This window comes from Streptomyces composti, from assembly GCF_012034205.1.
GTDB classification, from domain to species: Bacteria; Actinomycetota; Actinomycetes; order Streptomycetales; family Streptomycetaceae; genus Streptomyces; species Streptomyces composti.
Genome location: NZ_JAATEM010000020.1, coordinates 1 through 15,531, shown reverse-complemented (window position 1 = coordinate 15,531; position 15,531 = coordinate 1). Strand labels below are relative to the sequence as shown.

13 protein-coding genes are annotated in these 15,531 nt (G+C 73.2%); 7 read left to right on the top strand and 6 right to left on the bottom strand.

From position 1 onward, the window contains the following. Positions 1-2: 2 nt before the first annotated feature. From HCJ93_RS17465 to HCJ93_RS17455, 3 genes are all read right to left on the bottom strand, one after another. Positions 3-1,175: an anhydro-N-acetylmuramic acid kinase gene (locus tag HCJ93_RS17465; protein WP_167996652.1), complete on the bottom strand. Its 1,173-nt coding sequence runs from the start codon at positions 1,173-1,175 to the stop codon at positions 3-5. Positions 1,176-1,204: 29 nt separating this feature from the next. Then, on the bottom strand, positions 1,205-2,647 hold the full coding sequence (locus HCJ93_RS17460) for an MFS transporter (protein WP_167996651.1): 1,443 nt from the start codon (positions 2,645-2,647) through the stop codon (positions 1,205-1,207). Positions 2,648-2,779: 132 nt separating this feature from the next. Then, positions 2,780-3,361, bottom strand: a complete 582-nt coding sequence (locus HCJ93_RS17455; RefSeq protein ID WP_167996650.1) for a dihydrofolate reductase family protein — start codon at positions 3,359-3,361, stop codon at positions 2,780-2,782. A gap of 188 nt (positions 3,362-3,549) precedes the next feature. On the opposite strand from HCJ93_RS17455, the gene HCJ93_RS17450 reads away from it, so the two are divergent. Both HCJ93_RS17450 and HCJ93_RS17445 read left to right on the top strand, forming a co-directional pair. Then, positions 3,550-5,589 carry a SpoIIE family protein phosphatase gene (locus HCJ93_RS17450; RefSeq protein WP_309141429.1) on the top strand — a complete coding sequence of 680 codons (2,040 nt, stop codon included), beginning with the start codon at positions 3,550-3,552 and terminating at the stop codon, positions 5,587-5,589. Between the two features lie 133 nt (positions 5,590-5,722). Continuing rightward, positions 5,723-6,517, top strand: coding sequence for an NAD-dependent epimerase/dehydratase family protein (locus HCJ93_RS17445; protein WP_206317584.1), 795 nt, complete (start codon positions 5,723-5,725; stop codon positions 6,515-6,517). 119 nt (positions 6,518-6,636) lie between these two features. Here HCJ93_RS17445 and HCJ93_RS17440 read toward each other — a convergent pair whose 3' ends face one another. After that, positions 6,637-7,521, bottom strand: a complete 885-nt coding sequence (locus HCJ93_RS17440; RefSeq protein ID WP_167996648.1) for a LysR family transcriptional regulator — start codon at positions 7,519-7,521, stop codon at positions 6,637-6,639. A 96-nt stretch (positions 7,522-7,617) separates the two neighbouring features. On the opposite strand from HCJ93_RS17440, the gene HCJ93_RS17435 reads away from it, so the two are divergent. The 4 genes from HCJ93_RS17435 to HCJ93_RS17420 all read left to right on the top strand — a co-directional run bounded on the left by HCJ93_RS17435 (position 7,618) and on the right by HCJ93_RS17420 (position 12,869). After that, positions 7,618-8,946: a nuclear transport factor 2 family protein gene (locus HCJ93_RS17435; RefSeq protein WP_167996647.1), complete on the top strand. Its 1,329-nt coding sequence runs from the start codon at positions 7,618-7,620 to the stop codon at positions 8,944-8,946. A gap of 188 nt (positions 8,947-9,134) precedes the next feature. Continuing rightward, on the top strand, positions 9,135-10,472 hold the full coding sequence (locus tag HCJ93_RS17430; protein ID WP_206317594.1) for a ferredoxin reductase family protein: 1,338 nt from the start codon (positions 9,135-9,137) through the stop codon (positions 10,470-10,472). 216 nt (positions 10,473-10,688) lie between these two features. Further along, positions 10,689-11,696 carry an NADP-dependent oxidoreductase gene (locus HCJ93_RS17425; protein WP_206317579.1) on the top strand — a complete coding sequence of 336 codons (1,008 nt, stop codon included), beginning with the start codon at positions 10,689-10,691 and terminating at the stop codon, positions 11,694-11,696. A gap of 69 nt (positions 11,697-11,765) precedes the next feature. Continuing rightward, positions 11,766-12,869, top strand: coding sequence for an AI-2E family transporter (locus tag HCJ93_RS17420; RefSeq protein ID WP_167996646.1), 1,104 nt, complete (start codon positions 11,766-11,768; stop codon positions 12,867-12,869). A gap of 75 nt (positions 12,870-12,944) precedes the next feature. Here HCJ93_RS17420 and HCJ93_RS17415 read toward each other — a convergent pair whose 3' ends face one another. Continuing rightward, the gene (locus tag HCJ93_RS17415; RefSeq protein ID WP_167996645.1) at positions 12,945-13,643 is read right to left on the bottom strand and encodes a hypothetical protein; all 699 of its coding nucleotides are present in this window, start codon (positions 13,641-13,643) and stop codon (positions 12,945-12,947) included. Between the two features lie 86 nt (positions 13,644-13,729). Then, positions 13,730-14,470 carry a class I SAM-dependent methyltransferase gene (locus HCJ93_RS17410; RefSeq protein WP_167996644.1) on the bottom strand — a complete coding sequence of 247 codons (741 nt, stop codon included), beginning with the start codon at positions 14,468-14,470 and terminating at the stop codon, positions 13,730-13,732. 244 nt (positions 14,471-14,714) lie between these two features. Here HCJ93_RS17410 and HCJ93_RS17405 point away from each other — a divergent pair, with 244 nt between their 5' ends. Beyond that, on the top strand, positions 14,715-15,461 hold the full coding sequence (locus HCJ93_RS17405; RefSeq protein ID WP_167996744.1) for a dienelactone hydrolase family protein: 747 nt from the start codon (positions 14,715-14,717) through the stop codon (positions 15,459-15,461). The last annotated feature ends 70 nt before the right edge of the window (positions 15,462-15,531 follow it).

Sequence of the window (15,531 nt, the reverse complement as noted above, 5' to 3'; positions counted from 1 at the left end):
CATCAGGCCGGCAGGATGCGCAGGCGCCGGGGCTGCTCCGCCGCGGCCAGGGGCCGGGGCAGACCCCGGCTGCCGGGTGTGACCGATCCCAGGATGCTGGGCCGGCGGGCCCCGGTGCACGCCGGGACGGTGCCGCTGAGTCCGTGCACGGTGAGGAACCCCAGGACGGCGAAGGCGTAGGCCTCCTTGGCGGCCGACGGCAGCCCCAGCTCGTCCGAGGTGTGCAGCGGGACGCCGCCCAGCTCGGCGCGCAGCATGGCCATCAGCGTGGGATTGCGCGTGCCGCCGCCCGAGGCGACGACCTCGCCGGCCCTCGCCGAGCGGACCGCGTCGGCCACCGTGCGGGCGGTGAGCCGGGTGACGGTGGCCACCACGTCCTCCAGCGGGAGCGGACCGCAGGCGGCCAGCGCGTCGCGCAGATAGGGCCAGTGGAACAGCTCCTTGCCGGTCGTCTTCGGCGGCGGCTTCGCGTAGTAGGGCTCGTCGAGGAGCCGGCCGAGCAGGGCCTCGTCCACTCGGCCGCGCGCCGCCAGCAGCCCGTCCTCGTCGTAGTCCATCCGGCCCTCGGTGAGGGCGTGCACGGCCGCGTCGGCGAGGGCGTTGGCCGGACCGGTGTCGAAGGCGACCGGGTCTCCCGCCGCGCCCGCCACGGTGAGGTTGGCGATGCCGCCGAGGTTCAGCGCGGCGGACACCCCGGCCCTGCCGCGCAGCCACAGCACGTCGACGATGCTCACCAGGGGAGCGCCCTGGCCGCCCGCGGCGACGTCGCGGCTGCGCAGGTCGGACACGACCGGGCAGCCGGTGGCCTCCGCGATCCAGGCGGGCGCCCCGATCTGCAGCGTGCCGTGCACCCGGCCCTCCTCGACCCAGTGGTAGACCGTCTGGCCGTGCGAGACGACGAGTTCGGCGCGCCCCTCGCACAGCTCCCGGTCGGCCCGGACGGCCAGCTCCGCGAAGACCTGGCCGATCCGGGTGTCGAGCCGGCACACCTCGGCCAGCGTGGTCGCCGCCGGCGGCAGCGCACCGGTCAGCGCCCTCCGCAGCTTCCTCGGATACGGCTCGCTCACCATGCCCAGCGGCCTCAGCAGCAGACAGTCGCCGTCCAGGGCGAGGTCCGCCGCGGCGGCGTCCACCGCGTCGTGCGAGGTCCCCGACATCAGCCCGACGACCCGCATGCCCGCCCCCGGCCCCGTGCGGCCGGCCATCAGGCGCGCAGCGCCCGGCGGTGGTCGTCGCCGCGCAGGGTCAGCAGGGCGACGGTGCTCACGGCACAGGTGACCACCACATAGTGCGCGGGGATGTCGATGTTGCCGGTGCGCTTGATCACCTCGGTGATGATCAGGCCCGCGCAGCCGGAGAACACCGCGTTGGACAGCGCGTAGGCCAGCCCCAGACCGGTGTAGCGGACGCGGGTCGGGAACATCTCGGCGAGCATCGCGGGACCGGGACCGGCCATCAGGCCGACGACGGCACCGGCGACGAACACCGCGGTGCCCTTCGAGGCCGTGGAGGACCCGGCGTCCTGCAGCAGATCCAGCAGCGGGAACGCGAGGACGGCCACCAGCACGGCCCCGGCCACCATCACCGCGCGCCGCCCGACCCGGTCGCTGAGCGCGCCCGCCGGGATGATGGAGGCGGCGAAGCCCAGATTGGCCAGCACGGTCGCGACCAGCGCCTGCTGGAAGCTCGCGTTCAGGGTGCTCTGCAGGTAGGACGGCATCACGACCAGGAACGTGTACCCGGCCGCCGACCAGCCCATCAGCCGTCCGGCACCCAGCGCGATGGCCTTGGCGACCTCGCGGGCCGGGGCGGCGGTCACCGTCTCCGCCCGCGGAGTGTCCGGGGCGTTTGTCGTCCGCCGGGCCCCGTGCGGCTGCGGGCCGTCGTTCTTCTGCGGGGCGTCCTCCGTCTCCGGCGACCGGCCCTGCGCGGACCGCTCGCCCGTCCCGCTGCTCCGCTCCCGGGCGGCCCGCTCGAAGGAGGGTGTCTCCTCGAGCCGGAGGCGCAGCCACAGGGCGGCGAGCCCGAGCGGCAGGGTCAGCAGGAACGGCAGCCGCCACCCCCACCCGTTCAGCTGCGACTCGCTCAGCACCGTGGCGAGCAGCGCGGCCATGCCCGCCCCGCCGAGCAGGCCCAGCGCCACCGTGAAGGACTGCCACGCCCCGTACAGACCGCGCCGCCCGGGCGGGGCGAACTCCGTCATCACCGAGACGGCGCCGCCGAACTCCCCGCCGGCGGACAGGCCTTGGACGATCCGCAGCAGGGTGAGCAGCCAGGGCGCGGCGGCCCCCACCGTGGCGTAGGTGGGCAGCAGTCCGATCAGGGTGGTGGCCACCGTCATCATCAGCACCACCAGGATCAGCGTGGGCCGTCGGCCGATCCGGTCGCCCAGCCGTCCGAACAGGGCGGCACCGACGGGCCGGAAGAAGAAGGCGAGCGCGAACGAGGCGTACGTCTTGACCAGCGCCTCGATCTCGCTGCCGCCGTCCGGGGTGAAGAAGTTGGCGGCGATGATCGTGGCGAAGTAGCCGTAGACCCCGAACTCGTACCACTCGATGAAGTTGCCGACCGACCCGGCGACCAGCGCCCGTCGTGCCCGCGGGGGCCGGGCGGTTCCCTCGGCGGTGTCGTGCACGGGGGTGGTCATACGGCGCGCCCCTTCGAGGTCTGGGTGATGCGGAGGGAAAGATTCCCCGGGCTGGCAGTAAGTTTCAGCAGTCCGTGCCAGGCTGTCAATAACTTTCACCGGGGGTGCTGCCCGCTCACCGGGCTTCTTCGGTCACCGGCTCGACCGTGCCTGCCGGGACACGCGGTAGCGCAGATACACGGCCCGGGAGGAGAACGTCCGGCACTCCGCCAGCTCGAGATCCACCCGGCGCTCGTGCCGGGGGAAGCAGGGCGTGCCGCCGCCGATCAGGACGGGGTGCACCACGGCCCGGTACTCGTCGATCAGCCCGGCCTTCGCCGCCTCGGCCGCCAGCGTCGCGCCGCCGATCGCGATCTCGCCCTCCCCGGGCTCCGCCCGCAGCCGCTCGATCTCCTCCGCCACGCCGCCGGAGGCGAGGCGGGCGTTGCCCCGCACCTCGGACAGGGTCCGGGAGAACACCACCTTGGGCAGTGGATTCCACAGGGAGATCCACTCGCGCTGCGCCTCGTCCAGCGAGGGGTCCTCTGCCGCCGTCTCCCAGTACAGCATCGTCTCGTACAGCCGCCGGCCCAGCAGATGCACGCCGACCCCGCGGATCTCGTCGATCCAGAACCGGAAGATCTCGTCGTCGGGCTCCGTCCAGTCGAAGCCGCCGTCCGGGCCGGCGATGTAGCCGTCGAGGGACATGCTCATCGAATAGGTCACGCTGCGCATCGGGGGTCTCCTCGGTGACGGTTCCGCCGTATGACCGCCCACGGTGACGGAACTCATCGCAGGCCGCACGTCCGGAGGTGACGGCACAATGGGACGCAACGGTATGGGGTTGTCTGTCCCATCATGGTTGTTTGTTCATCGTGTCGAGGGCGCAGCGGATGTCGATAGATCACAAGGAGAACCGGAGCGTGCGGGAACGGCTGAGTCCGGAGCCCGGGACGCTGCTGGAGCACGTCTCCGTCGCCGTCCTCGGGATCGACGGGCGCGACCGGATCTGCTTCTGGGGGCCGGGCGCGCGGGATCTCTTCGGCCACGACGAAGCGGCCCTCACCCAGCCCGTCGACCTCCTCTTCGACCAGCGCGAGCCGGGCCCCGGCCCACCCGGGACACCGGTCGGCACCTACCTCGCCGACCAGGGCCGCACCCGCGGCTACTGGCGCGGCCGGCTCCCCGTGCGGCACCGGGACGGCAGCGTCTTCGACTGCGGCTTCCGCGTCTTCACCATCACCGGCGTCGACGGCGGCACCGTGGTGATGGCCCTGGCCAGCAGAAGCGCGGAGCTGGACCGGGTCAAGACCAACCTGGCCTTCGTCGACGCCCTCTTCGACTCCTGCCCGATCGGCCTCGTCCAGCTGGACGAGGACCTGCGGTACACGCACCTCAACCGGGTGCTCGCCGACATGGACGGCATCACCGTCGAGGAGCACATCGGCCGCCGCATGCCGGACGTCATGGCCCCGCGCGACCCCGCCGGACTGGAGCGGCTGCTGCGCGGTGTGGCCGAACACGGCCGCTCCGTCGTCGGCCACCTGGTCCCCGTCCGGCATGCCGAGGAGGAACGGGTCAGGTCGCTGAGCCTGTTCCCGCTCAGCCGGGCCATCGGCACCCCGGCGGGCATCGGCGGAGTCGTCATCGACGTCACCGACCGGGAGGCCGCCCTCGTGGAGGCCGCCGAGTCACGCGCCCGGCTCGAACTGCTGGACCGGGCCACCGCCCGGATCGGCACCACCCTGGACGTCGGGGTGACGGCCGGCGAACTCGTCGAGGCCGCGGTCCCCGACTTCGCCGACGCGGCCGTGGTGGAACTCGTCGACTGGAAGAACGAACCCGAGATCTTCGACCCGGCCCTGCCGCTGACCACCCGGCGGATCGCCTCCGGGACGGTGCTGCCGCCGCCCGCCGGCGAGCTCGTCGGCGGAGTCGACACCGTCCAGTACCCGCCCGGCTCCAGCATCCACCGCATGCTGCGCACCGGCCGCCCGATCGCCGTCCCGGTGGACTCCGACTTCCTGACCAGCACGGTCCTGCGCGAGGACCGCACCCGGGTCCTCCTCGAGAGCGGCCTGTCCGGCCTGCTCATCGCACCGCTGATCGCCCGCGGGACGGTCCAGGGACTCACCGTGTTCGGCCGCTCCGCCGCCCGGCTGCCCTTCACCGAGCAGGATCTGCGGCTCGCCGCCGAACTGTCCGCACGCGCCGCACTCTGCCTGGACAACGCGCGCCTGTACACCAGGGTCCAGGACATCAGCCTCACTCTTCAGCGCGCCCTGCTGCCCACCAGCCTCGCGACCGGCCCCTACGTCGAGATCGCCCACCGCTACGTCCCGGGCAGCCACGTCAGCCTGGTCGGCGGCGACTGGTACGACGCGATCAACGTCCCCGGCGGCCGGGTCGCCCTGGTCGTCGGCGACGTGATGGGCCACGGGGTGCCCGCGGCGGCGGCCATGGGCAGCCTGCGCATCACCGCCCGGACCCTGGCCCGCAGCGGCCCGGACCCCTCCGAACTGCTGGCCGAACTGGACGTCTCCGCCCAGGAGGCGGGCATCGAGCTCGCCACCTGCCTCTACATCGACTACGACCCCGGCACGGGTCGCGCCCGCATCGCCAGCGCCGGCCACCCGCCCCTGCTCGTCCGCTCCCCGGACGGCCGCGTGGAGACCGTCGGCGACATCCCCGGGGTGCCGCTCGGCGTGGGCGGGCACCCCTTTCACACCACCGAGATCACCCTGCCCGACGGCGCCGTGCTCGCCCTCTACACCGACGGCCTGGTGGAGACGCGCGACCGCGGCATCGACGAGGGCGTGGCGGCGGCCGCCGCCGTGCTGGGCAGCGCCACGGACGGCCTGGAGGAGACGGCGGACCATCTCCTCTTCCAGCTGCTGCACGGCCCGCCCGGCGACGACACCGTCCTGGTGCTGGCCCGGGTCCGCCACCGCCGCGGACGGTGACGTCCCAGCCGGTGCCGCCCCGGTCTGGCGGTTCCGCGACTTCACTGACGTCCCAGGGATCCGTCAGGCTGGGACGGGGCGTCCCGGACGAGAGGCTGCGCAAGGCAGTGGGGGAGGAGCCACGGTGGAGAAGATGACGGTGGCCGTCACGGGGGCCGCGGGGACCATCGGCTCCGCCGTACGGGCCGCGCTGCGCGACGAGGTCGCCCGCCTCGTCCTGCTCGACCGCGTGCCCCTGCGGCAGGAGACCGGCAACGAGACCGTCCACACCGTCGACCTGCGGGACGCGGCCGCCGTTCGGTCGGCGCTCGCGGGCGCCGACCGCGTCCTGCACCTGGGCGGCATCCCCGACGAGGCACCCCTCGCCGACCTGCTCGAGGCCAATGTGCTCGGCACGCACCACGTCCTGGAGGCCGCACGACGCACCGGCATCCCGCGCGTCGTCCTGGCCGGCAGCAACCGCGTGACCGGCTTCTACCCCACCGGGACCCGCACGGACCCGAGCCTGCCGGTACGCCCCGACGGGCTCTACGGAGTCAGCAAGGCCGCCGTCGAGGCGCTCGGACAGCTGTACGCCGACAAGTTCGGCCTCTCCGTCATCTGCCTGCGCATCGGCAGCTTCGAGCAGAGGCCCAGCGAGCCCCGCCACCTGGCGACCTGGCTGAGCCCGCGTGACGCGCTCGGCTTCATCCGGGCCGCGCTGACCGCACCGCTCTCCGTCCGCTTCGCCACGGCGTACGCGGTCTCCGCCAACACCCGCCGCTTCTGGGAACTTCCCGACCCGGCCGTGCTCGACTACACCCCCGTCGACAACGCCGAGCACCACGCCCCGGACATCCCCGGCGCGGACCGGCCGGCCGACCCGGACGCACCACAGGGCGGCCCCTACGCCCTGCCCGAGTTCACCCTCCGCCACCTTGGGTCCTGAACGCGGCGCGGCAGCCTTCCTCCGCCGCACGGGCGGCGGCCTCGACCCACCCGCGCACGGCCAGCCCTGCTCCGGGACGCGCGCCGTCCTGACGACCGGCCTCGCAACGGGCCGAGGTCTCACGGGGCGAAGGAGTCCGCCAGCCGGTCGATCAGGGCCGGCGCCGACGGGTGGGGATCGCGGCGCGGGGTGACCGCGTAGATCCCGCGGGTCGGGGGATCCACCAGCGGCACCGTGACGACGTCGGGCCGCAGGGCGCCCCTGAGCACCCCGGGGATCAGCGCGATGGCATGACCGGCCGCCACCAGGGCCAGCTTGCCGTGCAGATCGGCCGCCGCGAGGTCGATCCGGGGACTGATCCCGGCGCGCGCGGCCTGCCGGCGCAGCAGGGTGGCCGAGCCGTCGTTGTCCTCGACCCAGGTCTCGTCGGCCAGCGCCTCGACGGGCAGCCGTCCGTCCCGCGCCCGCGGATGACCGGCGGGCACCACGACGACCATCTCGTCCAGGCCGAGGAACCGCCGCTCGAACCGCCCGTCCTCCGGCAGCCCCGGCGGCGCATCCGTCACCACCGCGACATCGAGATCCCCGGCCACCAGACGGTCGTGCAGCTGCGCGCTCAGCCCGGGCAGCAGGCTCCACCGCAGCGGGCCGCTCGACCGCAGCACCTCCCGGACCGCCTCGGGAACGATGCCCGCCGCCAGCGACGGCGTCGCGCCGATGGCAAGAGACCGGTCGACCGCGCCGTCACCGGCATCACGCGCCGCACGCACCGCACGGTCGGCCTCGTTCAGCGTGGCCAGCGCGTGCCGCCGGAACACCTCGCCGGCTGCGGTGGGCCGCACGCCGCGTGCGTGGCGCTCGATCAGGGCCACCCCGAGCTGCCGCTCGAGACCGGCGATCTGCCGGGACACCGCCGACTGCGTGTGATGCAGCTCGGCCGCCGCGGCCGAGAACGAACCCAGACGGCAGACGGTCACGAAGGTGCGCCACACGGTGAGATCCATGACCCCCAGTATGACCGGGAGCTATGCGTGTCCAGCAGGGCAGACCTGCGGAATCGTCGCTTGTCGCATACCTGCTGCCGAAGCAGGCTGACGTCCATGAGCACACCACCCGCGCACACCGTCGCCGTCCTCGGCCTGGGCCGCCTGGGCGCGAGCATTGCCGCCCGCCTCGCCGCACAGGGCCGGGACGTGATCGGCTGGACCCGCTCCGGACGCCCCGCCGACGCCGTGCGGACGACCGCCGACCCGAAGGACGCCGTCGCGCAGGCCCGCCTGGTACTGCTGGCCCTCTTCGACGGCCCGGCCTGCCGGCAGGTCCTCGACGAGGCCGGCGACTCCCTCGCAGCGGACACGATCGTCGTCAACGTCAGCACCGTCGCTCACGCCGAGGCGACGCGACTGGCCCAGGAACTCGGCCCGTGCTACGTCCACGCCCCCGTGATCGGCTCCGTGCCCGCCGTCACCACGGGCACCCTGCAGATCCTCGCCGCCGCCTCCGACGCCACCGCCCTCGAGCGGGCCCGCCCCGTGCTGGAAGCACTGGGCACGGTACGCCCCGCCCCGGACGCCGCCACCGCGGCCGCACTCAAGCTGATCGCCAACCAGGGCCTGGCCGGCACGGTCCTCGCCCTGCGAGACACGCTGCGGCAGGCCGACGCCCTCGGCCTGCCCCGCGCCCAGGTACTGGACGTCCTCGAACTCGGCCATCTCGGCGGCCTCGTGGCGAGCAGACGCCACGCCCTCGAGGCTCCCCCCTCCGATGCCGCAGCGGCCGGCGCCGGCCGGGCCACCTTCACGATCGGCGCTCTCGCCAAGGACCTGGCCCTGCTGGCAGCCGCGTCCGGCACACCCCTGCGCGGCGCCTCCGGCGTGGGTGACACCCCGGCGGACCCCGAGGCCGACATCGCCGCAGCCGCCACGGCCCCGGCCCCCGGCGACGCCGTACTCCGACCCCTCCGTTCCTACATCCGCGGCCACGCCACCGGCGACGCGCGCCACTTCCGGGACGCCTTCCTGCCCACCGCCCGCATCGAGGGCATCCGGGACGGCGCCTTCACCTCCTGGACCCTGGACGAGTACTGCGCCCTGTTCCCGGGCCGTCCGGCGCCCGACGAGCCGAGCCGGTCCCGCCGCATCGACGCCGTCGACGTCCACGGCACCGTCGCCACGGCCACCATGACGCTCCATCACGGACCGGACACGTTCACCGACATCTTCCTGCTGGTCCGCGTCGGCGAGGAATGGCGCATCGCCAACAAGGCCTATCACCGCCGCGGCACCTCCCGACGCGGAGACCACCACCGCCCCGCCCAGGACCCCGGAGCGGACGATCACCGCCCCGCCGGGGAGGCCGCACCCGGCCCGGGAACCTCCGCCTCGGACACCCGCGGCCCCGACCCGGAGTCCGGCGACCAGGAGACCTGACCCCCGGCCCGACCGGAGGCGGACTGTCGCGATTCTGTTTCCTTTCCGCGGGGGACGTGAAGACGCCGTGCGCGTACTCTGTGCCCAGTTCTACGGCGTCACCGCACCGCGACCGAGACGAGGCCGGCCCCTGCCCTGCGCACGGCCGGCCGCCGGTGACCGCTCCGCGGTGCGAGGGGGGAGCAGACTTGACGGACACCACTTCCCGCATCCGGACGGGTTCCGTCCCGCCGGCGGTCGCGGCGCGGTGGGCGCTGGGCACCTTCGTCGTGCTCAACCTGCTCATCGTCGAGACCCTCTTCATCACCGAGGGCAGCGGCAAGAACGGCACGCTCACCGTCGCCAAGTTCTTCGGCCTCCACGCCGCACTGCTGATGCTGTTGCAACTGCTGCTGATCGCCCGGATACCGTGGCTGGACCGGCGCATCGGCATGGACCGGCTGACCGTGTGGCACCGCTGGACGGGCTTCACCCTGCTCTGGCTCGTCCTCACGCACGCCTTCCTGGTCGTGCTCGGCTACGCGCGACTCGACGACGCGTCGATGACCAAGACCTTCCTCGCACTGGCAGGCGTGCCCGCCTCGCTCCTCGGGATGCTGGCCGCCGCCGTCTTCGTCGCGATCGCGGTCGTCTCCACCCGGGCGCTGCGCAGGCGGCTGCCCTACGAGGTCTGGCACGGCCTGCACCTGCTGATCTACCTCGCTCTGGGGCTGGCGTTCGTCCACCAGCTCCAGGAGACGACCACCTTCACCTCCTCCGCCTTCGCCGAGCTGTACTGGTGGGCGCTGTGGCTGCTGGCCTTCGGCGCGCTCGTCGCCGGCCGCATCGCGATCCCCGTGTGGCGCAACGCCTACCACCGCTTCCAGGTCTCGGCCGTGACACCGGAGTCGCACGACGTGGTCTCGGTGTACGTCACCGGCCGCCACCTCGACCGGTTCCCCGCCCGGGCCGGGCAGTTCTGCATCTGGCGCTTCCCCGGACACCGCAACTGGTGGCTGGCGAACCCGTTCTCCCTGTCGGCGGCCCCGGACGGCCGCTCGCTGCGCCTGACCGCCAGGGCCGTCGGCAGCGGAAGCGCCGGACTGCGCCATCTGGCGGCCGGGACACGGGTGTTCGTCGAGGGCCCCTACGGCGCGTTCACCTCCCTGCACCGCACGCGGCCCGGCTCCGTGCTGATCGCCGGAGGTGTGGGCATCACCCCCGTCCGGGCCCTCCTCGAGGAGCAGAGCGGCGGCGACGTCGTGGTCCTCTACCGGGTGCGCACCGAGCAGGACGCCGTACTGGTCGAGGAGATCCGCCGGCTGCTCGCGGTACGCGGCGGACGGCTCCATCTGCTCACCGGCCGCACCGGGGAGGGCGCCCGGCCGTTCGAGCCGCAGAACCTGCACGCCCTGGTGCCCGACATCACCGAACGCGACATCTACGTCTGCGGCCCGCCCGCCATGACCTCCGCGGTCCTCGGCACCCTGCGCCACCTCGGCGTCCCCGGCCGACAGGTGCACGCCGAGAAGTTCGGCATGGCCTGAGACCGGCCACCGCACATCACACCGGAGAGGCGTCCCCGGCCCCTGCCCCGCAGCCCGGGGACGCCTCTTTGCTGCGGCCGAGGCTCCGGCCGGTACGGCCGCTCGCTCCACCCGGCTCCACAGCGAGCCGTCTGTGCCCCCTGTGACGGACCTCACCGTCCACGCCATACCTACCGGTCGGTACCCTCGTCGTCATCCGGAACGACAGGAGCCGTCATGTCTGCGACCAACCGTCAGATCCGCCTGGCCGCCCGTCCCGTCGGCGAGGTCAGGCCCGAGGACTGGGAGCACCGCTCCGTCCCCGTGGAGCAGCCCGGGCCCGGCCAGTTCGCCGGCCGCACGCTGGTCATCTCCCTGGACCCCGCCATGCGCGGCTGGCTCGACGACCGCCCCTCCTACCTGCCCCCGGTCGGCCTCGGCGAGGTGATGCGCGCCGGATCGGTCGTCGAGGTCACCGCCTCCAACCACCCCGACTACCGGCCCGGCGACCACGTCGTCGGCACCTTCGGCGTCCAGGAGTACGTGGTCTCCGACGGCAAGGGCGCGATGAAGGCCGACACCAGCCTCGCCCCGCCCTCCACCTACCTCGGCGCGCTGGGCATGCCCGGCATGACCGCCTACTTCGGCCTCCTCGACGTCGGCGCCCTCGAGGACGGCGAGACCGTCGTGGTGTCCGGCGCCGCGGGCGCCGTCGGCAGCCTCGTGGGCCAGATCGCCAAGGCCAAGGGCTGCCGCGTCGTCGGCATCGCCGGAGGACCCGAGAAGTGCGCCTTGCTCACCGGCGAACTGGGCTTCGACGCGGCGATCGACTACCGCGCCGAGGACGTGCGCAAGGCACTGCGCCGCGAGGTGCCCGACGGCATCGACGTCTACTTCGACAACGTCGGCGGCGACATCCTCGACGCCGCCCTGACCCGGCTCGCCATGCACGCCCGCGTGGTGATCTGCGGCGCCATCAGCCAGTACAACAACTCCACACCGGTCCAGGGACCCTCCCACTACCTCACGCTGCTGGTGCGCAGGGCCCGCATGGAGGGCTTCGTCGTCTTCGACTACGCCGAGCGGTACGCCGAGGCCGCCCGCGCCATCATGAGCTGGATCCAGGACGGCCGCATCAAGGTCAAGGAGCACGTCGTCAAGGGGACCGTGGACGACTTCCCCGACACCCTGCAGATGCTCTTCCGCGGCGAGAACATCGGCAAGCTCGTGCTCGAACTGACCTGAACACCCACGAGACCGGCGGCGCCGGACCCGCGACGACAGCGGGCGGCGCGGCCCCCATAGGGTGCCCTCATGTCTGCCCGCCTGAACTCCGCGAGAACCCGCGCCGCCCTGCACACCTCGGCGCGCGTGTCCGGGGAACTGCTGCTCGTCGTGGCACTGTCGGTGGCCGTCCTCTGGCTCCTGGGACGGATGTGGCCCGTGGTCTGGCCGCTCGTCATCGGCCTGCTCCTGACCACGCTCACCTGGCCGCCGACCCGCTTCCTGCTGCGTCGCGGCCTGCCGCCCGCCCTGGCCGCGTCGCTGGTGACCGTGCTCTTCCTGCTGGTCGCCGCCGGCACGGCCGCGCTGATCGCCGTGCCGGTGGCGTCCCAGTCGGGAGAGCTGGCCGACGGCGTGGTCGCCGGCATCGACCGGCTGCGCGCGTGGGCGGCAGGACCCCCGCTGAACATCGGCGAGGACCAGATCGCGGACGCCCTCGACTCGGCGGCCGCCCGCGTCCAGGACAGCGCGGGAAGCATCGCCACCACCGCCGTCACCGGCGTGACCACCGTGTTCAACGGCGTGGTCACCGCCGTCCTCGCGCTGTTCCTGATGTTCTTCTTCCTCAAGGACGGCCCGCGCTTCCTGCCCTGGCTGGAGCGCCAGCTGCCCGGCCGCCTCGCCACCGACGTCCCGGCCGTCGCCGCACGCTGCTGGAACACCCTGGGCGCCTTCGTCCGCTCCCAGGCACTCGTCGGCCTGATCGACGCCGTCCTCATCGGCCTCGGCCTGTGGTTCCTGGGCGTGCCGCTGGTCCTGCCGCTCGCGGTCCTCACCTTCGTGTCCGCTTTCGTGCCGATCGTGGGCGCCCTGTTCGCCGGCCTCGTCGCCGTACTGATCGCGCTGGTCTCCAACGGCCTCACCGACGCGCTGATCGTGCTCGCCATCATCGTGGTCGTGCAGCAGGTGGAGGGCAACGTCCTCCAGCCCATGATCCAGAGCCGCGGGCTCGGCCTGCACGCCGCCGTGGTCCTGCTGGCCGTCACCCTGGGCGGCAGCCTGGCCGGCATCGTCGGCAGTCTCCTCGCCGTCCCCGTCGCCGCACTGATCGCCGTGATCTGGGGCTACCTCCGCGAACAGCTCAGCGACCCGGGCGAGGAACCGGACCTCGCCGCGGCGGACGACACCGCCTGACCCACGCCCTTCCCTTCCGTCCGGGCGCCCGCCCGCTCTGCTCCCCGTGTGCGCCCGGACGGGGCGGACGGCGCACTACACGCCCTGCCGGCGCCGCCCCACCCTGCGCACCGCCACCCCGTACACCACGGCGAACACCACCACCGGCTCGAAACCGGCCGCCTGCAACACCCACGGGACGTCGTCCGCGCCCCACTCCGCCGCGTATCCGACCGCCAGCCCGCAGCCCAGCGTCAGGAGGAACGCACCCGCGCTCACCAGCAGAGCCCACACGACCGCCGACTCCCGCCCCCGAGCCCGCTGCCGCGCCGCCTGAGCGAAGGCCGCGGACGGAGGAGCCCACTCCGCACCGCGCGACCGCTCCCACACCGCCACGATCTCCCGCACCGCATCGCTCCCGGCCCCCACGCCCCCGGGCAGCGCGAACAGCCTGCCCTCCCGGTCCAGCAGCAGGGTCCTGGCCGACGCCGGATCGCGGTCCCGTTCGATGCTCAGCACATCGCACCACGCGGTCCTGCGCGTCCGGAACAACTGCCGCACCGCGATGTGGTCCTCGCACACCACGGTCGCCGCCCGCCAGAACCAGACCACCCCGGCACACACCAGCCCCACCAGCATGAGCAGGCTTGCCTTGAACAGCACCGGAAGCCCGTCATCCGGCACGACCGACCGCACGAAGAGAACCGCCGGCCACCCCAGCATCAGCGTCACGAACGCCAACGGTCCCGCCCCCAGCCGGTACGTGCGCACCACCCGCCGGTCGCTCCCTGCCACCACCGCTCCTCCAGCCGGGGTCCAGCGTCCGAGAGAACCACGGTAGCGCGCAGCCAGGTGCGCGCCACCGGACCGGAGTTGCGACTCTACTCGGAGGGCAGCCGGTACACCGACACATGGGACGTCGACTCGGCGGTGAACTCGGACCCCAGCCAGTCCGCGTGCCTGGACTCCAGCTCGAAGCCTGCCAGTCGGCCCATGAGGTCGAGTTCGGACGGCCAGATGTAGCGATGCGGGCTGCGGTACAACCGGGCCTGCCCGGACTCGTCGTAGTGGAAGTGGTGCGAGACCAGCTGCTGGTTCAGGGTGTCGTACGTGTCCAGGCCGATGTAGCCGTCCTCGGCGTGCCACACGGTCGCCTTCCGTCCCGGCGGAAGCCGGCGCAGGTCCGGCACCCCGAGCTCGATCACGAACCGCCCGCCGGGACGGAGATGCCGGGCGGCGTTGCGGAAGCACTGGACCTGCTCCTCCTGGGTGAGGAGGTTGGAGATCGTGTTGTAGACGAGGTACACCAGGCTGTACTCGCCGGGGGCGGCCGTGGTCGCCATGTCACCGATGATCACGGGGATCGTCGCCTCGTCGGCCTTGGTGCGCAAGCGCTCCACCATCGGAGCCGACAGCTCGATGCCCGTCACCGGAACACCGCGTTCGGCGAGCGGGACGGCAACCCGGCCCGTGCCGATCGCGAACTCGAGTGCGGGTCCGCCGTCCGCGAGACGGGCGAGACGGTCGACGGTCGGTCCCAGAACGTCGGGTGCGAACATGCCGGTCCCGGGCGTGTCGTACCGCCGGGCGGCCTCGGAGTCCCAGATCTGCTCCTGCTGCATGCCTTCAACGTGCCCCGGCGCCGCCGGCGTTGTCCAACGACTTATCGCGTGCCCCGGCGCGGCGGGCCGAAATCGCGTTGGCCGCCCGCCCGAACCCTGCTACGTTCACCAGGGCCGTGCCCGGCAGAACGAGGAGGTGGTACCCGTGAACACGACCGACATGGGTGCTCCCCTCGGAGTCACGGCCGGGCGACGCCTCGCCCGGGAGCGCCGCAGCTGAGCACTCCCGAAAGGCATGACGACCATGCTCTTCATCTCCGAACAGCAGCTTCCCGACGGCGTCCTCGAGCGTGAGTTCACCCTCGGCGACATCCCCGGCACCCTGTGGACGCCCGGCTCCGCCGCGCCGGCCCCGCTGATCCTCACCGCCCACAACAACGGTCTGCCCCGGCGCGAGGCCCGGCTGGTCGCCCGGGCCCGCCACACCGCGGCCCGCGGCTACGCGGTGGCGACCATCGACGGCCCCGGATGCGGCGACCGGCCCCGCCCCGCCGCCCACGACCGGATCCGCGCCGAACTCCGCGAGGCCCTGCGGGCAGGCAGGCCCGCCGACGAACTCCTGGAGTCACTGGCGGGCCCCCTCGTCGAGGAGGGAGCCCCGGAATGGCGGACGGTCCTGGACGCCCTGCTGGAGCTGCCCGAGCTCGACGGCCCGGTCGGCTACTCGGGGTGGGCCGCCCTCGGCATCCGCCTCGCGGTCACCGAGCCGCGCATCGCGGTGGCCGGCCTCTTCGCCGGCGGCTACGTGCCCCGCGCCCAGCGCGAGGAGGCCCGGAAGATCAGCATTCCGTTGCTGATGCTGCTGCAGTGGAACGACGAGGGGAACCCGAGGCAGCGGGCCCTTGACCTGTTCGACGCCATCGGCAGCACCGAGAAGACCCTGCACGCCAACATGGGCGGCCACACCGGCACCCCGTGGTTCGAGCAGGAGGACGCGGGCCGGTTCTTCGACCGGCACCTGGGGCGAACCCAGGAGCTGAGCCCGAGGTGAGTGTGACGCCGTAGGACGCCGAGGCCGTCCCCGGACCCGGAGCTCGCACACACCCACCGGGCCCTGCTCC